This is a genomic window from Rhodanobacter sp. Soil_C_14 (assembly GCF_057657335.1).
The window spans coordinates 409,361-427,579 of the sequence record NZ_JBDGIQ010000003.1 but is presented as its reverse complement, the minus strand read 5'-3'; the positions used below and the strand labels follow the sequence as shown (position 1 = coordinate 427,579).

Annotated in this window: 17 protein-coding genes and 1 tRNA gene; 11 read left to right on the top strand and 7 right to left on the bottom strand. The window is 67.2% G+C overall.

What is annotated here, in order from left to right; all coding sequences use genetic code 11:
* The first annotated feature begins 120 nt into the window (after window positions 1-120).
* From rnk to epmA, 3 genes are read left to right on the top strand one after another with little or no spacing between them, the layout of a single operon-like run.
* Window positions 121-528: a nucleoside diphosphate kinase regulator gene (rnk, locus tag AC3A56_RS10495; RefSeq protein ID WP_007808798.1), complete on the top strand. Its 408-nt coding sequence runs from the start codon at window positions 121-123 to the stop codon at window positions 526-528.
* Window positions 529-583: 55 nt separating this feature from the next.
* Entirely contained in the window at window positions 584-2,974 is a 2,391-nt protein-coding gene (ligA, locus tag AC3A56_RS10490) for an NAD-dependent DNA ligase LigA (protein ID WP_487770269.1), read from the top strand.
* Entirely contained in the window at window positions 2,974-3,930 is a 957-nt protein-coding gene (gene epmA / locus AC3A56_RS10485; RefSeq protein ID WP_487770268.1) for an EF-P lysine aminoacylase EpmA, read from the top strand. The genes ligA and epmA overlap by 1 nt, the downstream gene beginning before the upstream one ends.
* 39 nt (window positions 3,931-3,969) lie before the next feature.
* Here epmA and aqpZ read toward each other — a convergent pair whose 3' ends face one another.
* The 3 genes from aqpZ to AC3A56_RS10470 form a co-directional block, all read right to left on the bottom strand.
* Window positions 3,970-4,701, bottom strand: a complete 732-nt coding sequence (aqpZ, locus tag AC3A56_RS10480; protein ID WP_487770267.1) for an aquaporin Z — start codon at window positions 4,699-4,701, stop codon at window positions 3,970-3,972.
* Window positions 4,702-4,848: 147 nt separating this feature from the next.
* Window positions 4,849-6,102, bottom strand: coding sequence for a DUF4785 domain-containing protein (locus tag AC3A56_RS10475; protein WP_487770266.1), 1,254 nt, complete (start codon window positions 6,100-6,102; stop codon window positions 4,849-4,851).
* Window positions 6,103-6,107: 5 nt separating this feature from the next.
* The gene (locus AC3A56_RS10470; protein ID WP_082542697.1) at window positions 6,108-6,947 is read right to left on the bottom strand and encodes a hypothetical protein; all 840 of its coding nucleotides are present in this window, start codon (window positions 6,945-6,947) and stop codon (window positions 6,108-6,110) included.
* A 293-nt stretch (window positions 6,948-7,240) separates the two neighbouring features.
* On the opposite strand from AC3A56_RS10470, the gene AC3A56_RS10465 reads away from it, so the two are divergent.
* Window positions 7,241-8,536: an MFS transporter gene (locus AC3A56_RS10465; protein ID WP_487770295.1), complete on the top strand. Its 1,296-nt coding sequence runs from the start codon at window positions 7,241-7,243 to the stop codon at window positions 8,534-8,536.
* Here the strand turns inward: AC3A56_RS10465 and AC3A56_RS10460 are convergent.
* Both AC3A56_RS10460 and sbcB read right to left on the bottom strand, forming a co-directional pair.
* Window positions 8,533-9,219 carry a DUF2461 domain-containing protein gene (locus AC3A56_RS10460; RefSeq protein ID WP_487770265.1) on the bottom strand — a complete coding sequence of 229 codons (687 nt, stop codon included), beginning with the start codon at window positions 9,217-9,219 and terminating at the stop codon, window positions 8,533-8,535. The genes AC3A56_RS10465 and AC3A56_RS10460 overlap by 4 nt on opposite strands.
* Window positions 9,220-9,286: 67 nt before the next feature.
* Window positions 9,287-10,732, bottom strand: a complete 1,446-nt coding sequence (sbcB, locus tag AC3A56_RS10455; protein WP_487770264.1) for an exodeoxyribonuclease I — start codon at window positions 10,730-10,732, stop codon at window positions 9,287-9,289.
* Window positions 10,733-10,815: 83 nt separating this feature from the next.
* Here sbcB and orn point away from each other — a divergent pair, with 83 nt between their 5' ends.
* The 4 genes from orn (at window position 10,816) to AC3A56_RS10435 (ending at window position 14,769) form a co-directional block, all read left to right on the top strand.
* On the top strand, window positions 10,816-11,382 hold the full coding sequence (gene orn, locus AC3A56_RS10450; protein WP_056719097.1) for an oligoribonuclease: 567 nt from the start codon (window positions 10,816-10,818) through the stop codon (window positions 11,380-11,382).
* Between the two features lie 32 nt (window positions 11,383-11,414).
* A complete protein-coding gene (gene folP, locus AC3A56_RS10445; protein ID WP_487770263.1) occupies window positions 11,415-12,329 on the top strand; it encodes a dihydropteroate synthase in 915 nt (304 codons plus the stop codon).
* A 56-nt stretch (window positions 12,330-12,385) separates the two neighbouring features.
* Entirely contained in the window at window positions 12,386-13,738 is a 1,353-nt protein-coding gene (gene glmM, locus AC3A56_RS10440) for a phosphoglucosamine mutase (RefSeq protein WP_056765152.1), read from the top strand.
* A gap of 98 nt (window positions 13,739-13,836) precedes the next feature.
* Complete coding sequence (locus AC3A56_RS10435) at window positions 13,837-14,769, top strand: isopenicillin N synthase family dioxygenase (RefSeq protein WP_056719103.1); 933 nt, start codon at window positions 13,837-13,839, stop codon at window positions 14,767-14,769.
* A 96-nt stretch (window positions 14,770-14,865) separates the two neighbouring features.
* On the opposite strand, the gene AC3A56_RS10430 is transcribed toward AC3A56_RS10435, so the two are convergent.
* The gene (locus tag AC3A56_RS10430; RefSeq protein ID WP_056765149.1) at window positions 14,866-15,537 is read right to left on the bottom strand and encodes a DUF6445 family protein; all 672 of its coding nucleotides are present in this window, start codon (window positions 15,535-15,537) and stop codon (window positions 14,866-14,868) included.
* A gap of 68 nt (window positions 15,538-15,605) precedes the next feature.
* Window positions 15,606-16,412, bottom strand: coding sequence for an SDR family NAD(P)-dependent oxidoreductase (locus AC3A56_RS10425; protein ID WP_487770262.1), 807 nt, complete (start codon window positions 16,410-16,412; stop codon window positions 15,606-15,608).
* 128 nt (window positions 16,413-16,540) lie between these two features.
* On the opposite strand from AC3A56_RS10425, the gene tpiA reads away from it, so the two are divergent.
* The 3 genes from tpiA (at window position 16,541) to AC3A56_RS10410 (ending at window position 17,873) form a co-directional block, all read left to right on the top strand.
* The gene (gene tpiA / locus AC3A56_RS10420; RefSeq protein ID WP_487770261.1) at window positions 16,541-17,308 is read left to right on the top strand and encodes a triose-phosphate isomerase; all 768 of its coding nucleotides are present in this window, start codon (window positions 16,541-16,543) and stop codon (window positions 17,306-17,308) included.
* A gap of 7 nt (window positions 17,309-17,315) precedes the next feature.
* Window positions 17,316-17,777 carry a preprotein translocase subunit SecG gene (secG, locus tag AC3A56_RS10415; RefSeq protein WP_056765143.1) on the top strand — a complete coding sequence of 154 codons (462 nt, stop codon included), beginning with the start codon at window positions 17,316-17,318 and terminating at the stop codon, window positions 17,775-17,777.
* 11 nt (window positions 17,778-17,788) lie between these two features.
* Window positions 17,789-17,873, top strand: a tRNA-Leu gene (locus AC3A56_RS10410).
* Window positions 17,874-18,219 lie beyond the last annotated feature (346 nt).

Sequence of the window (18,219 nt, the reverse complement as noted above, 5' to 3'; positions counted from 1 at the left end):
TGTTTCATCTGCCGGTCATGCCCATACAGGTATCACGGCCTTATCAACCACACGCGCCGGAGCGGCTTCGTTCCGGCGTGTGCTTTTGCGCGGCAGGAGCCGCGAGCATCAGGAAAAGCCATGAGCAAGCCACCGATCACTGTTTCCCGCATCGACATGGAGCGCATCGAAGCGCTGCTGGAGCGTCTGCCGACGGCGGAAGCCGACAAGCTGGACGCGCTGCGCGCGGAGCTGGATCGTGCCGAAGTGGTCGAGCCGTCGGCGATGCCAGACCACGTCGTGACGATGAATTCGACCGTCACCTTCGAGGACGAAAGCAACGGCGAGCAGCTGACCCTGACCCTGGTCTACCCCGCGTCGGCCGGCACGGCCGGCACCGTGTCGATCCTGGCTCCCGTGGGCAGCGCCCTGCTTGGACTGGCGCGCGACCAGCAGATCGACTGGCCCACCCCGGACGGCCGCAAGCGTCGCCTGAAAGTGCTGGAGATCACCTACCAGCCCGAGGCCGCCGGACACTTCCACCGCTGAGGCCGCATCGCGTGCCGGTGTCGTTAAACTGCGGGGTGATCCGAAGGAGACCCGCATGACCGAACGCCCGGTTCCCGCCGACATCGTTGCCCGCAGCGTCGCGCTTCGGGCGCAGATCGAGCAGGCCAACTACCGCTACCACGTGCTCGACGACGCGGACATCACCGACGCCGAGTACGACCGCCGGATGCGCGAACTGGAAGCGCTGGAGGCGGAATGGCCCGAACTGGCCACCGCCGATTCGCCGACCCGCAAGGTGGGCGCGCGGGCTAGCGGCGGCTTTGCCGAAGTACGGCATGCCTTGCCGATGCTTTCGCTGGGCAATGCGTTCGAACAGGAAGGCGAGAGCGAGCGCGAGCGTTTCCGCGAAATCGCCGACTTCGAACGACGGATCGAGCACACGCTCGAACGCAGGACTCCGGTGTTCTCGGTGGAGCCGAAGCTCGACGGCCTGGCGATCAGCCTGCGCTACGAGGACGGCGTGTTCGTGCAGGGCGCCACCCGCGGCGACGGCGAGACCGGCGAGGATGTCACCGCGAACCTGCGCACCGTGCGGGCGATCCCGCTGAAGCTGCGCGGTTCCGGCTGGCCTGCCGTGCTGGAAGTGCGCGGCGAAGTGATCATGCTGCGCAAGGATTTCGAGGCGTTCAACGAATACGCCCGCAAGCACGACGAAAAGCCGCTGGCCAACCCGCGCAACGGCGCGGCCGGTTCGCTGCGCCAGCTCGATCCGGCGATCACCGCGAAGCGGCGCCTCAGCTTCTTCGCCTACGCGATCGGTGTGGTCGAGGGCGGCGAATTGCCGCCGACCCATTCGGCCACCTTGCAGCAACTGCGCGAGTGGGGCTTTCCGGTCTCGCCGGAAGTGGATGTGGCGCGCGGCTTCGATGGCCTGATCGCCTATTTCCGCCGCATCGGCGCGAAGCGCGACAGCCTGCCGTACGACATCGACGGCGTGGTCTACAAGCTGGACGACTACGCCGGCCAGCGCGAGATGGGCTTCGTCTCGCGCGCACCGCGCTGGGCCATCGCGCACAAGTTTCCGGCGCAGGAACAGACCACCCGCCTGCTCGACATCGAGATCCAGATCGGCCGCACCGGCGCCGCCACCCCGCGCGCGCGGATGGAGCCGGTACAGGTGGGCGGCGTCACCGTGACCTATGCCACCCTGCACAACGCCGACCAGGTGGCACGCCTGGATGCCCGCGTGGGCGACACCGTGATCGTGCGCCGCGCCGGCGACGTGATTCCCGAAGTGGTGCGCGTGGTGGAGGACCTGCGGCCGCAAGGCACGCAGCCGTGGACCATGCCCACGCGCTGCCCGATCTGCGATTCTGCGCTGATCCGCGAGGAGGGCGCGGCGGCCTGGCGCTGTTCCGGCGGACTGATCTGCGCCGCGCAACGCAAGGAGGCGCTGATCCATTTCGCCTCGCGTCGCGCGATGGACATCGAAGGCCTGGGCGAGCGCTTTGCCGAGGCGCTGGTGGAGCTCGACCTGGTGCACACGCCGGCCGACCTGTACGGCATGGGCGTGGACGATTTCGTCGACATGAAACGGCGCATCGACGAGCGCGATGGCACCACCCCGGAAACGGTGAAGGCCGGCAAGGTGGCGACGAAGTGGGCGGAGAACCTGGTCGTCGGCATCGAGGCCAGCAAGCACACCACGCTGGCCCGCTTCCTCTACGCGCTGGGCATCATGCACATTGGCGAAAGCACGGCGAAAACCCTGGCCGCGTGGCTGGGTCGGCTCGATTTCGTGCGCAGCACGCCGGCACCGCTGCTGCGCGTGCTGCCGGACATCGGCGAAGAAGTGGCCCGGTCGATCGCCGGCTTCTTCGCGCAGGACGGCAACCAGCAGGTGGTCGACCAGTTGCTGGCCGCCGGCATCAGCTTCAGCGACGAAGCCGCGCCATCGCCGCTGCTGCGCGAGCGGTTGAATCTTGGCGTGTTGCTGGACATGGCGAAGATCAGCAAGCTCGGCCCCAAGAGTAGCAAGCTGCTCGCCGAACACTTTCCCACCTTGCAGAAACTGCAGGCGGGCGGGGCGGCGCACTGGATCACCGCCGGCGTGCCCCAGGTGGCGGCGAGCGGGCTGGAAGCCTTCCTGGCCGATCCGGCGGCCCATGCCGAACTGCAGGGCGCCGAGGCGTCGATGCAGCATCTGCTGGAGGCGATGCCCGCCGCGGCCGAAGTGTCCCATGCGCCGCTGGCCGGGCAGACCTTCGTGCTCACCGGCAGCCTGGCGTCGCTCAGTCGCGATCAGGCGAAGGACCGGCTCGAAGCGCTGGGTGCCAAGGTGTCCGGTTCGGTGTCGAAGAAGACCAGCGTGGTCGTCGCCGGCGAGGAAGCGGGCTCCAAGCTCGACAAGGCGAAGGAGCTGGGCGTGCCGGTGTGGGACGAGGCGCAGTTGCTTGCCCTGCTCGATGAGCACGAGCGCACCTGATGACGATGTCCCCACGCGCCACGCTGGAACTGCGCGCACGGCTGTACACCTTGTTGCGCGCGTTCTTCGCCGAGCGCAACGTGCTGGAGGTGGAAACCCCGATGCTGTCCGCGGCGGGCAATACCGACCCCAACATCGAGAGCTTCGGCAGCATTTTCAGCGGTCATGTCGATGCGGGCGCACGTGAGCGCTGGCTGCGCACGTCGCCGGAGTATCCACTGAAGCGCTTGCTGGCCGCGGGCATCGGCGATTGCTACGAGCTGGGCCGGGTGTTCCGCAATGGCGAGGCGGGCGGTCGGCACAATCCCGAGTTCACCATGCTGGAGTGGTATCGGGTCGGTTGGGATCACCGGCGGCTGATGAGCGAGACGATCGAGTTGGTGGAAGCGGCGCTGGCGATGCGCGGTCGGCGTGCCGAGGTGGTGGTGACCAGTTACCGGCAGCTGTTCCTCGACGGCCTGGGCATCGATCCCGTCCACGCGTCGATCGACGAACTGCGCGCGCCGCTGGCGGAATTCGGCATCGGCCCGGAGGGGCTGGGGCATGACGACTGGCTCGACCTGTTGATCACCCACAAGCTGCAGCCGATGTTTCCCCGCGATCGCATCACGGTGATCCACGACTACCCGGCGAGCCAGTGCGCGCTGGCGAAGATCCGCCTGGGCGAGCCGCCGCTGGCCGAGCGCTTCGAGCTCTACCTGGGCCGCTACGAACTGGCCAACGGCTATCACGAACTGAACGATGCGGCCGAACAGCGCGCGCGTTTCGAGCGCGACAACACCGTGCGTCGCGAACGCGGCCTGCGCGAGATTCCGCTGGATGAAAACCTGCTGGGCGTACTGGATGCGATGCCTGACTGCGCCGGCGTGGCGCTGGGCGTGGAACGCCTGCTGATGTGCCTGGCCGACACGGACGCGATTGCCGACGTGCTGGCCTTTCCGTTTGCCCGGGCGTGAAGCAGGGCGCGCGACCTTGCTGGCCGCGCGCCGTGCCGCTCAGGCGGCGTCGCCCTTGATCGCCGGCTGCTCCAGCCGGTCGCTCCACAGGTAGCGATAGATCACGCCGCCGACGATGCCGCCGATGATCGGCATGACCCAGAAGAACCACAGCTGATCCAGCGCCCAGCCACCCTGGAAAACCGCCACGCCGGTCGAACGCGCCGGGTTCACCGAGGTGTTGGTGACCGGGATGCTGATCAGGTGGATCAGGGTCAGCGCCAGGCCGATCGCGATGCCGGCGAAACCCACCGGCGCACTCTTGTGCGTGGCGCCCATGATGATGAAGATGAAGAAGCCGGTCATCACCATCTCGCACAGCGCCGCGGCGCCCATCGAATAGCCGCCCGGCGAATGCGCGCCGTAGCCGTTGGAGGCGAAACCACTTGCGGCGGCGTCGAAGCCGGGCTTGCCCGAGGCGATCGTGTACAGCACCAGCCCGGCGAGCAGGCCGCCGAGCACCTGCGCGACGATGTACGGAATCACGTCTTTCAGCGGGAAGCGACCGCCGGCGGCAAGACCGCAGGTGACCGCCGGATTGATGTGGCAGCCGGAAATGTGGCCAATCGCGTAGCACATGGTCAGCAGGGTGAGGCCGAACGCGAATGCCACCCCGGCAAAACCGATACCCAGTTGCGGAAAGCCGGCGGCCAGCACGGCGCTGCCGCATCCACCCAGAACCAGCCAGAACGTGCCGAAGAACTCGGCAGCCAGACGCTTGCTCATGTTCATCACGTTTACTCCTGCTGCAAGAGGAAGGAGATGGCCGGCGCGCCCATGTGGCTGCCGTGGCAGCTCGCGGGCGCACCAGCTCAAGCATGTTCGCGCACCGTCCATCATGCCGTTTCCGTCGCCGTCCCTGGCGACGGAACGGGTCAGTCAGGGCGTGTCGAAGCGCATCGCCACGGCACGGCGTTCGAGCAATCCGACCGCCGGCTGATCTTGCAGGCGCAGGTCGTGCAGTTCGTACGGTGCGCCGATGCCCTGCAGGCTGTGCGGGTCGTAGTGCAGGGTCAGCTGGCCCTTGCCGGCCGGCAGCCAGTTGGCCGACTGGGCGAACGCCGCCGGCACCATCCGGCCGTCGGCACCGCGCCCGTACAGCACCGCCGAAACGGCGTAGCGGCTGGCCGAGACGGCATCGACGCCCAAGCTGATGTCGAGGCCGCGATCGGTGGCGACCGCGGTGCTGGCCACGCCGCTGAGCCGGGCATCGGGCTGGGCGGCGGCGAACACCGTGGTGGTGTCGCGACGGATCTCGTGCCCGGCGCTGTCGGTGCCTTGCGTGAAGCTGTGCACCTCCCACAGGCCCGGTGTGGTCGGGATGCTGTGCGGACGGACATCGACGGTGAAGCTGCCATCGGCCTGGCGACGGAAGCTGAGCGGCGTGGTGCTGCCATCGGGTGCGCGCAGCAGGCCGCCCACCGAGCTCAGCGGCAAGGCGCGATCGGCGTCACGCAGGACCACCCGCACCTTGACCGCCTCGCCCAGCAGCAGGTCGTCGCGGTTGCCCTGGGCGGTGACGGCGAACGGGCTCTGCGGCTCGAACACATGCACCACGTAGCGGCCGCGGGCGGAGGCGACCTGCAAGGTGGCCACGCCGCTGCCCAGCTCGGGCTTCAGCCGCATCACCATCGAGGCGGCCGGAACGTCCATGCCGGCGGCGTGCAGCTGGGCGGTGTCGGCGACTTGGCTGCTGGCCGCCGCTGCGCTCAGCGATTGCCGGCCCAGTTGCAGCCGCACACTGGCCGGGTCCAGCTTGCCGACCGCCTGGTCGCCCGGACTCAGGCGGATGATCGCGCCCGGTGCGGTCAGCGGCAGCTTCAGGCCCTGCTGGAGTTCCGTGGCCGATACGTCGCGCCAGTATTCGCGGCTGCTGCGCGAAAACGCTTGCGGCACCGCCTGCAGCGTGGCGTCCTGCGCCAGCGGCCAGCTCACGCTGACCGGCCGGCGCTCGACATGCATGCGCGTCGCGGCGGCGGATGTGGCGGTCAAGCGGGTGCCGGCGCTGCGTGCCTGCAGGCTGGGCGGAACCATGTCATCAGCTTGCGCCGGCAACAGCACGTGGGTGCCGGCCATGGCCGGCGCGGCGGCGAAGATCACCAGCAATGCGCTTGCGAGTATCCCTTTCTTCATGGTGATCATCCCCTGATGTCGTTGGCGAGAATGGACGGCAGGCCGAAACAGGCGCGCCGGCTCTGGTTGTGGTTCAGCACGGAGCCGCCGGTGCGCTGGGTGTCGCGGAACCACACGGTGCCGGCCGCCGACGCGCTGGAACATTCGATGAAGCCGTCCGAGCAGCTGCTCAACCAGTTCTGGGTGATCTCCAGCCCCACGCTCTGGGTGTAGCCGCCGCAGTAGGCCTGGCTGCTGAACAGGCCCGACACCACGTCCGTGCCCACCACGTCGCGGAACGGCACCGGCAGACCCGGTCGGCCGGACGTGCCCAGCAGGTATTGCTGGTTGTAGGTGGCCATCCAGCCGGTCTGCTGCTGGCGCACGGCGTCGGTCTTGTAGCCGAGCAGCCAGCCCAGCGCCGACTCGAACACGTTGCCGGCCATCACCGCATTGGCCAGCGGCGTGCCGGCACTGGAGGGCGCGATCGCGTCGACCTTGACGATGCGGCTGATGATCGCGGGGTAACGCGCGTCCCAGGTCGGGTTGGACAGGATCCAGCGCATCACGTTGCCGCCGTTGGAGTGGGTGATCACCACCAGCCGATCGATGTGGCGGTTCTGGATGAAGCTGGTGAGCTGGGTGGCCAGGCAGCCGGCGGCGCGGTCGTCCCACATGTACTGGTTGAAGTCGCAGTTGACCACCAGCAGGTTGCTGCGGTCGGTCAGGCCGTTGCGCACGCCTTCGACCATGTCGGATTGCCAGTAGTCGTTGTACGCATCGGTCTGGTTGCCGGTGCCGTGGACCAGGGCCACGCCGGTGGTGGCTGCCTGCGCCGTGGCGCAGCTCAGGGCCAGTGCCAACATCAAGGTTGTACGTCGCACGTTGATCTCTCCCCATCAAGGCGGCGGAATGCCGCGGGCGGAGCCAACCGGGTGCAGCCACAGGTACGCCAAACCCCCTGTGTTGCAGGCAGGCCGACTACAGGTGATGTCCAGGACATCGTCAGGACGTGTCGCCAGATCCCCCCAGACCGTGCGGCACGGTATGGACTCTAGCAGCGCCATACGTGCGCGTCTTGACGCAAGTGCACAACCGCCGCAGCGCCGGTGTGCGCTAAGGTTGCGCGCTTTACGCTTGGGATGCCTGCGTGGTCGAGATGCCTGCCGTTGCTGCCTTGCCCGATCGCGACCGCCTCGACAGGCGCGACGTGAAGACCTTGCTGCTGGCCGCCCTGGGCGGTGCGCTGGAGTTCTACGACTTCGTGGTGTTCGTGTTCTTCGCGATCCCGCTGAGCCAGTTGTTCTTTCCCCACGACACGGCGCCGTGGCTGGCCCAGTTGCAGGTGTTCGGCATCTTTGCCGCGGGTTATCTGGCGCGGCCGCTGGGCGGCATCGTGATGGCGCATTACGGCGACAAGCTGGGGCGCAAGCGCATGTTCACGCTCAGCGTGTTCCTGATGGCGGTGCCCACGCTGGGCATCGGCCTGCTGCCGACCCATGCGCAGATCGGCATGCTGGCGCCACTGCTGTTGCTGCTGCTGCGCGTGGTGCAAGGCATCGCGGTGGGCGGCGAGGTGCCGGGCGCCTGGGTGTTCGTGGCCGAGCACGTGCCTGCGCGACGGGTGGGCTTCGCCTGCGCCAGCCTCACCTCGGGCCTGACCGTCGGCATCCTGATCGGCTCGCTGGTGGCGGCGGCGATCAACAGCCGGCTGACGCCCGCGGCGGTGCTGGACTGGGGCTGGCGCCTGCCGTTCCTGGTCGGCGGCGTATTCGGCTTCTGCGCGGTATGGTTGCGCCGTTGGCTCAGCGAGACGCCGGTGTTCCAGGCGATGCATGCGCGCAGGGAACTGGCCAGCGGCTTGCCATTGCGGCTCGTGTTCGAACGACATCTGCCGAGTGTGTTGCTGTCGATGCTGGTGACGTGGATGCTTACCGCGGCGATCCTGGTGATCATCCTGATGACGCCGTCGATCGTGCAGTCGGCTTTTCATGTCGCTCCCGCGCGGGCGTTCCTGGGCAACAACCTGGCCTCGTTCGCGCTGGCGCTGGGCTGTCTCGGATACGGCTGGCTGGCCGACCGGATCGGTTACGCGCGGACGCTGCTGCTCGGCGCGATCGGCCTGCTGCTGTGCAGCTATGCGCTCTACCTCGACCTGCAGGTCGGCGCCGGGCATTTCCTCGCGCTCTACGCGTTGACCGGACTGGCGGTCGGCGTGGTGGGTGTCGTTCCCGCGCTGATGGTGGCGGCGTTCCCGCCGGCGGTGCGTTTTTCCGGCCTGTCGTTCTCGTACAACATCGCCTATGCGCTGTTCGGCGGCATCACCCCGCCGCTGATCGGCTGGCTGGTGAAGCAGTTCGGCGTGCTGGCGCCGGCGCACTACGTGGCGTTTGCCGCGCTTATCGGAGTCGCCGTCGCGCTGCGCCTGCGGGGACGTGACGTGGCTGACGGCTAGAACTCCAGCTCCTGCGCCGCACACAGGTAGTCGACCAGCGGCGCGACGCGCTTGAACGCGGCCACCGTCCACGGCAGCAGTTCGTCGGAGCAGGCCAGCTCTTCGCCAAGCGGCATGGTGGCGACGAAGTCCTTGCGCTTGAGATCGTCGATCAGCTCGTGCGTGGGGTCGTAGCCGCGCGGCGGGCGAATCAATGACTCGCCGCCCAATTGCAGGTGTTCGCGGAATGCCTTGCTCTGCGTGGCACGTTTCCATGCGGCCGGGTTGTCGACCAGGAATTCGCGGATGTGCTTCAACGCATCCGGCTCCGGATGCCACAGGCCACCGCCGGCGAAACAGTCGCCCGGCTCGATGTGCAGGTAGAAGCCCGGTGCCTGGATCTCGTGGCGTCGCTCATGGGTGAAGCGCGAGCCCTGCCACGATTTGTACGGCAGCTTGTTGTTCGAGTAGCGGGTGTCGCGATAGATGCGGTACAGCGAGCCGCCGCTCTTGCGCGGATCGGCGCGGTAGTGGCTGCTGATCTTCGCCAGCGGCGCCTGCAGGTCGGTGATCAGTTGCAGGAACGGCTCGCGCACATGGCGCTCGTAGTCGTCCTTGTGCGCGTGGAACCATTCGCGGTTGTTGTTGTTTCCAAGCGAGCGCAGGAAGCGGAATGTGGCGGGGGTGAAATAGCTTCTGGACATGGGGGTTCGTCGAGAGGGGAACAGGGCGGGCAATGCCCGCCATCGTGCTGCGGTGGCGGTGTGCGTCTCAGGTATCGCCGAGGCTGTCGGCAAGCTGTTCGCCCCAGGCCTGCAACCGGTCGAGCAGACCCTGCCTGTCCTGCGCCTGCGGATCGCCGCGCAGCTCGGCGATGCGGGCGAAGTAGTCGTCCAGGGTCAACCCGGTCAGCGGCGTGTGCCGGGTCAGTCGTGCCTGGCGGAAGCGCTCCCAGCGGAGGCGTTCGTCGGCATCCAGCGTCTCGGGCCAGTTGCGTGCGCGGTAGCGAAACAGCAGTTCCGGGTAACGCGCGTCGCGAAAAGGAAACGGACGGCTGCCCAGTTCCTCTGGCGGCGTGGCGCGCACCTGGGCGAGCAGGCGCTTGTCCGCATCGGGCAGGAAGCCGCCGCCGTACAGGGCCAGCTCGGGATCTTCGGGCGGCGGCAGTTCGGCGGCGCGCTGGAACACCCGGCGCAGCTTTTCGGGCAGGCCGGTGGCGGCGTGCAGCATGTCGCGATGGGCCTGGCAGCGAGGAAGATCCAGTTGCAGCCGCGTCAGGTCCACGCCCTTCAGCACGGACAATGGTGCCAGCGCCGGCGCGTGGTTCGCGCGCACGGTGCGCAGCGGAATCCGCTCGACTCCTTCGGGCAGGTCGGCGCGCGGGGTGAAGATGCGGTCGGCGATCTCGTCCTCGTCCAGCGCCAGCCATGCGGCTGGATCGGTCGCCAGGTCGTACACGATCACCTCGCCGGCGCGGCTGGGATGGGCGGCCAGCGGCGCGATCACGGTGAGGCAGTGACGGCTCGCCGGATAACGCGAGGACACGTGCACCAGCGGCGTCATGTTCACCACGTCGAGCAGTTCGAACACCTTCTGCTTGCGCCGCAGCGCGTAGTGCCAGTCCCACAGCCGCGGCTGGCGCACCCGGATCAGCCGGGCCAGGTCGATCAGCGCGTAGACGTCGGACAGCGCGTCATGGGCACGTTGCTGGTTCAGCCCGTTGGCGCGCGCCAGGTGCTCCAGTTTGAAGCTGGGCGAACCGTCCTCGCGCGTTGGCCACACGATGCCCTCGGGGCGCAGCGCCTGGCACATGCGCACCAGGTCGATCAGGTCCCAGCGCGAATTGCCGTTCTCCCACTCGCGGCCGTAGGGCTCGTGGAAGTTGCGGTACAGCATCTGGCGGGTGAACTCGTCGTCGAAGCGCAGCGAGTTGTAGCCCACGCCACAGGTGCCCGGCCGGGCCAGCTCTTCATGCACGCGGGCGGCGAAGTCGGCCTCGTTGACGCCGTCGAGTTCGGCCTGCTGCGGCGTGATGCCGGTGATCATGCAGGCGTCGGGGTGCGGCGGCATCTCCCGCGACGGCTTGCCGTAGAACATCACCGGTTCGCCGATGATCTCCAGCGCCATGCTGGTGCGGATGCCGGCGAACTGCAGCGGCCGGTCCCGGCGCGGGTCGGCGCCGGAGGTTTCGTAGTCATGCCAGAAGAAGGTCTGCATCCGGCGATGATCGCATGGCGCCGTGCCTTGCCGGCATGGCGAGGTCGGCAAGGCTGATAAACTCCCCCGCACAAGGAGAACCCATGAGCCAAGCCCACGAAGAAAACCTGATCTGGATCGATCTGGAGATGACCGGCCTCGACACCGACAACGACTCGATTCTGGAGATCGCCACGGTGGTTACCGACAAGGAACTGAACGTGCTGGCCGACGGGCCGGTGTTTGCGATCCGCCACGAGATCGATCAGCTGGAGTCGATGGACAGCTGGAACACCAACCAGCACCACAAGTCCGGCCTGTGGCGGCAGGTGCTGATCTCGGAAACCGACCATGCGATGGCCGAGCAGGCCACCGTGGAATTCCTGCGCGCCTGGGTGCCGCCGGGCAAGTCGCCGATGTGCGGCAACTCGATCTGCCAGGATCGCCGTTTCATGCACCGGCAGATGCCGCGGCTGGAGCGCTACTTCCATTACCGCAACCTGGACGTGTCCACGCTGAAGGAACTGGCGCGGCGCTGGGCGCCGGAGATCGCCAAGGGCGTGGGCAAGGAGTCGGCGCATACGGCGCTGTCCGACATCCGCGACTCCATCGCCGAACTGCGCCATTACCGCCGTTTCATGGGTGAGCTGGGCGGCAAGGTCGGTGCCTGAGTGGCACACCGCTGATTGCATCTGACGAGGCCATGAGCATGTCGAACGACTTGTTTGCCACGGTGCTGGACTGTGCCGGACGTCCGCTGCGGCTGGATCGCGCCCGGGTGGTCGGCATCCTCAACGTCACCCCCGATTCGTTCTCCGACGGCGGCCTGCATGACAGCGTGGATGCTGCCGTGGCGCATGGCGTGCGCATGGCGGAGGAGGGCGCCGACATGCTGGACGTCGGCGGCCAGTCGACCCGGCCGGGCGCGGCCGAGGTTGCGCTGGAAGAGGAACTGCAACGCGTGGTGCCGGTCGTCGAACAGCTGGTGGCGCGCACCTCGTTGCCGATCGCCGTCGACACCTCGCGGCCCGAGGTGATGCGCGCCGCGGTCGCCGCCGGCGCCGGCATGATCAACGACGTCTACGCGCTGCGCCGCGATGGCGCGATGGACGCGGTTGCCGAACTGGGCGTGCCCGTGTGCCTGATGCACATGCAGGGCGAGCCGCGCAGCATGCAGGACGAGCCGCATTACGACGACGTGGTCGGCGAGGTGCATCGCTTCCTCACCGACCGGCTGTTCGCCTGCGAGCTGGCCGGCATCGATCGTCGCAAGGTGCTGGTCGATCCCGGTTTCGGCTTCGGCAAGACGCTGGAGCACAACCTGGCCCTGCTGTCGGCGCTGGAACAGTTCGCCAGCCTGGGCAGTGGCGTCTACGCCGGCTTGTCGCGCAAGTCGATGATCGGCACGCTGACCGGTCGCAGCGTGCCGGGCGAGCGACAGGCGGGCTCCGTGGCGGCCGCGCTGATCGCCGTTCAGCGCGGAGCACGCATGGTTCGCGTACATGACGTGGCGGCGACCGTGGACGCGCTGGCGGTATGGCGGGGCGTGCATGCGGTGGACGCCGTGCCCCGGCGCAGTGCGCCGCCGGCGGCGCCGCGCTGGCCCGACGACGATTGAATGACGCGCCGGCGAGCCGGCTGCGTTCCCGCAAGACACCCGAGATCCCCACAACGATGAATCAACGCAAATACTTCGGCACCGATGGCATTCGTGGCCTGGTCGGACAATGGCCGATCAGCGCCGACTTCATGCTGCAGCTGGGCCGCGCCGTCGGCAGCGTGCTGGCGCGTGAGCGGAAGGATCGTCCCAAGGTGCTGATCGGCAAGGACACCCGCATCTCGGGCTACATGTTCGAATCGGCGCTGGAAGCCGGGCTGGTGGCGGCTGGTGCCGACGTAGGCCTGCTCGGTCCGATGCCGACGCCGGCGGTGGCCTACCTGACCCGCTCGATGCGTGCCCAGGCCGGCATCGTGATCAGCGCCTCGCACAACCCGCACCACGACAACGGCATCAAGTTCTTTTCGGCCAATGGCGAGAAGCTGTCCGACGAAGTCGAGCTGGCGATCGAGCAGGAAGTCGATGCGGCGTTCGTCACGGTGGCCTCCGAACGGCTCGGCAAGGCCCGCCGCATCGACGACGCGGTGTCCCGCTACGCCGAGTATTGCAAGACCACGGTGGCAGAGGACTTCAGCCTGCACGGGCTGAAGCTGGTGCTCGACTGCGCCCATGGCGCGACCTACCAGGTGGCGCCCAAGGTGTTCGCCGAACTGGGCGCCGAGGTGATCGCCATCGGCGACAAGCCGGACGGCTTCAACATCAATCGCGATGTCGGCTCGACCCATCCGCAGGCCTTGCAGCAGGCGGTGCTGGCCCACGGTGCCGATCTCGGCATCGCCTTCGATGGCGACGGCGACCGGGTGCAGCTGGTCGACCGCCACGGCGCACTCGCCGACGGCGACGACATCCTCTACGTGCTGGCGCGCAGCTGGCACGCGCACGGCGCGCTGAACGGCCCGGTGGTCGGCACCCTGATGAGCAACTACGGCCTGCAGCTGGCGCTGGCCAAACTCGACGTGCCGCTGATTCGGGCCAACGTCGGCGATCGCTACGTGATGCAGCAGTTGCGCCAGCACGAAGGCGTGCTCGGCGGCGAGACCTCCGGCCACATCCTGTGCCTGGATCGGGCCACCACCGGCGACGGCATCGTCGCCGCGCTGGCCGTGCTGGAGGCATTGGCGCGTTCGGGCGAGGATCTCGCCACGGCGCGGCAGGGGCTGCAGAAAATGCCCCAGGTGATGCTGAACGTGCGCGCCGTGGGCGCCCGTCGTTCGCTAGCCAGCGACGAGGTCAAGCAGGCTCTGGCCGAAGTGGAGCGGGTGCTGCAGGGTCGCGGTCGCGTAGTGCTGCGCGCCTCGGGCACCGAGCCGCTGGTGCGGGTCACCGTGGAAGGCGCCGACGCAGCGGAAGTGCAACAGCTGGCAGAGAAGCTCGCGGCAACGGTAAAATCCGCAGCCGAACGCTCGTGAACCTGTAGCAGCACCGGGTCGCCATGGATTGGCCCGACGTGCCCCGCCCCTGCGGTGGCGGATCATCCGACCGCACGCCCAACCTGGTGACTACAGCCATGAAGAATGTTCCAACCCTCGACATCCGCCGTTACGACACGGAGCGCGATGCCTTCGTCGCCGAGCTCGGCGCGGCCTATCGCGAATTCGGTTTCTGCTGCATCAGCGGCCACGGCATTCCGCGCGAACTGATCGACGGCTCGTACGACGTGTTCCAGCGCTTCTTCGCGTTGCCCACCGAAACCAAGATGAAGTACCACCTCGCCGGCAGCGGCGGCGCGCGCGGCTACACGCCGTTCAAGGTGGAGACGGCCAAGGACAGCCAGTACGCCGACCTCAAGGAGTTCTGGCATGTCGGCCGCGAGATTCCGCGCGACTCGAAATTCGCCGACGTGATGCCGCCCAACGTGTGGCCCAGCGAAGTGCCGGACTTCAAGCAGTACGGCTATGGCCTGTACGAGGCGCTGGACCAGCTGGGCACGCGCGTGTTGCGTGCGCTGGCCCTGCACATCGGCGAGGCGGAAAACTTCTTCGAGGACAAGACCGACGTCGGCAACTCGATCCTGCGGCCGATCCACTATCCACCGATCACCCAGGACAACATTCCCAACGTGCGCGCCGGTGCGCACGAGGACATCAACTTCATCACCCTGCTGGTTGGCGCCAGCGCCGAGGGCCTGGAAGTGCTGAGCCACGGCGAGTGGCTGCCGATCACCACCGAGGGCGACGCGATCGTGGTGAACATCGGCGACATGCTGCAGCGCCTGAGCAACCACGTGTATCCGTCGACCTCGCACCGGGTGGTCAACCCGCAGAACGAGAACGCGCGCAAGCCGCGTTATTCGGTGCCGTTCTTCCTGCACCCGAACCCGGACGTGGTGCTGGACCCGCTGGACTCCTGCATCACGCCGGACAACCCGCGCCGCTACGACACCTCCATCACCTCGCACGAATACCTGCTGCAGCGGCTGCGCGAGATCAAGCTGATCTGATCAGCTTGTTTCCTCCCGCGCGCGAACGCGTGCCCTCAGCTTCCTTCCCCCGCCCGCGGGGGAAGGTGGCCGCAGGCCGGATGGGGGTGCTGCTCCTCACGCCATCCAGAAGAACACCGCCGTCATCCGCTTGGCCGCCAGCTCCTGCCCCCAGTACGCACTCGCGCTGTGGATCAGGTTGGCCTTGTAGACCAGCAGCCGGTTGCAGCGATGATCCACCCGCACGTCCTCGACAAAGGCATTCGGCTGGACGAAGCGATTGCCCAGGGCCTCGGCCAGATTCCGATGCGGCGGCATCACGATGTTCCCGCCCAGCTGGCCACCGGGCATGCGCTGGCGAAAGAAGCTCGTGCCGCAGTGTGCCGGCACGTCGGGATTCAGATAGAGCACCGCCGCGTAGCGGCACAGATTCGTCGAGTCGGTGTGCGGCTTGACCGAGCCCTCGACCGAGCCGACGACTTGCACGCAGTTGTGGTTGAGCCGCAGGCCGGCCTCGGTTTGCTCGACCCAGAGTTTCTTCGCTCCGGTCAGCTCGCATACCCGCTTGTCCAGCGCGGCCAGTTCGTCGTCCAGCAAGGCGGGAATCGCCCGCATTCCCGGCCATACCTCGCCGGTGTACGGATAGCCCATTTCCCAATCGGTCTTGGCCAGGCAGCGCGCGCGCACCTCGTCGGCATTCGGCAGCACGTCGTCGACCACCCAGTAATCGCGGCCTTCGACGGGCTTGCGGTAGGGCAACGGTCGCATCTGGGTGGGAAACAGTGACATGGTGAGAAGCCGGTGGCGAGCGTGGGTTCAACAATAAGGGACGGCGCGGAGCGTGCCTGCGTATCGGTCTACACCTGGGTATTCCGGTAACGCTTCGACTCCCGTGCCGAGAGCCACATGGCCAGTCGGTCCGGCATCAGCTGGACGACCCGCTTGATGGTCCGGTTGACCCGACCGGGGATGTACACGGCATCACCGCGCTCAACGGCGACGATGCCCTGGCGCACCACTTCCGCCGCGGTGAGCCACATGAAGCCGGGCAGCTTGTTCATCTTGTCGCGGGTGCCGGTAACGTCGTGGAATTCGGACCAGGTGAAGCCGGGGCACAAGGCGCTGACGTGCACGCCGGCTGCCTGGTTCTCCAGGCAAAGCGATTGCGAGAACTTGATGAGATAGGCCTTGCTGGCCGCGTACAAGGTGTGTCCCGCCGGACCCGGAACATGGCCGGCCAGGGAGGCGACGTTGATGATGCGGCCGTGGCCGCGCTCGCGCATGCCGGGCAGCACCCGCCAGACCAGTTCGGTGGGCGCGGTCATCAACACCTGAAGAAAGTCGGCATGGGTCTTCCAGTCGTTGGCAACGAAGGTGCCCGGCACGCCGTAGCCGGCATTGTTGATCAGCCAGTCCACCTGCAGGCCGCGTTGCTCCAGCGCTTCGCACAACCGCTGCGGCGCCGATGGATCGGCAAGGTCGAAGGGCAGCACGGTGATGTCGACGGCGTGGGCTGCGCGCAGTTCGACGGCGAGCGCTTCCATCCGTTCGGTCCGGCGGGCGGTGAGCACCAGGTCGTGACCAAGGGCCGCGAGCTGGCGGGCGAACTCGGCACCAATGCCGGAAGAAGCGCCGGTGATCAGGCTGAGCGGGCGACGGGTCATCGTGCGTGGTTCCTGCGGATGGATCGTCATTCTTGACTGCGCGGGTCGGGCGACGCCAGTGGCAGGTGCGTTTGCCGTTCCTCCGACCCATCGGTAAGCTTGCGGTTTGATCGCAGCAGAAGCAGACCATGCGCAAGAAATTCGTCGCCGGCAACTGGAAGATGCATGGCAGTCGCTCGATGGCCAAGGCTCTCGTGGCGGACATCGCCGCCGACATGCCGAGCGATATCGATGTCGCCGTGTTTCCGCCGTTCCCGTACGTGGCCGAGCTGGCCACGCAGCAGGCCGACTCCGGCTTGCGGGTGGGTGCGCAGGACGTCAGCGCACACGAGGGGCAGGGCGCGTATACCGGCGAAGTGTCGGCCGCGATGCTGGCCGACATCGGCGCGCGATGGGTACTGGTCGGCCATTCGGAACGTCGCCAGTACCACCATGAAAGCGACGAGCTGGTGGCGCAGAAATTTGCCGCGGCCCGTGCCGGCGGCCTGACCCCGATCCTCTGCGTGGGTGAAACGCTGGAGCAGCGCGAAGCGGGCGAGACCGAGGCGGTGATCGCACGCCAGCTGCATGCGGTGCTCGCGATCAATGGCGTGGCCAGTTTCGACACCGCGGTCATCGCCTATGAACCGGTCTGGGCGATCGGCACCGGACGGACCGCGAGCCCGGAGCAGGCGCAGCAGGTGCACGCCTTCATCCGTAGCCAACTGGAAAAAGAAGATGTTATGATTGCCCGTCTGACCCGACTGCTTTACGGCGGCAGCGTCAAGGCGGCCAACGCCGCTGAATTGTTCGCGCAGGCGGACGTGGATGGGGGTCTGATCGGTGGGGCCTCCCTGACTGCATCCGACTTCCTTGGAATCTGCGCCGCGGCGCATCAGGCGTCACAGGCTCAATAGAAACCTTATGTTCGTCATTTTCAGCGTGTTCTACATTCTGATCGCAGCGGCGATGATCGTGCTGATCCTGCTGCAGAACGGAGCGGGCGCCGACGCCGGTTCCGGTTTCGGCGGCGGTGCCTCGGCCACGGTTTTCGGCGCGCGCGGTTCGTCCACGTTCCTGACCCGTGCCACGGGCGTGCTTGCAGGTCTGTTCTTCCTGCTCAGCCTGGCCATGGGCGTGTATCTGAATGACAACGGCGCACCCAAGGCCAAGGCGCAGGATCTTGGCGTGATGTCGTCGCTGTCCGAGCAGCCGGCAGCCACCAACGCGGCCCCGGCCAAGCCTGCCGCGGGCTCGGAAGTTCCGGCAGCCGTACCTGCTTCAACCAGCAACGCCGTACCGGCAGCTCCGCCGGCGGCAACCCCCGCTCCGACCCAGGGTCAGGGCGAGGTGCCGGCAGCCACCGAGCCGCCGGTCAAGCACTAAGCAACACACCTGCCCAGGTGGCGGAACTGGTAGACGCACTACCTTGAGGTGGTAGCGACGCAAGTCGTAGGGGTTCGAGTCCCCTCTTGGGCACCATTACACTGTTTCAGGACGTCCCATAGAGTCCGAAAAACACAACGAAACCCGCTACTTGGCGGGTTTTTTTGTGCCTGATCGTCCGAATACGACCTGCAGGTAGCCATAGCAGTCGCCTGCGTGCCGGCAGGGCAATGCAAAGAGGGCGAGCTCGGCATGCCCCGTGTGCGGCTGAGGCACATGGCGGCAATGATCTTTGGAGAATCAATGATCCTGAGTGTCGGAGTTCAGTAGGTCATTGCCTACACCTTTCCACGTCATTTACCGATGCAACACGCAAGACGGTGCATTCAAGCTGTCCGGGCCCCGTGAGTCGGCCCAGACTGCCCTCTGTCAGCGCGGACCG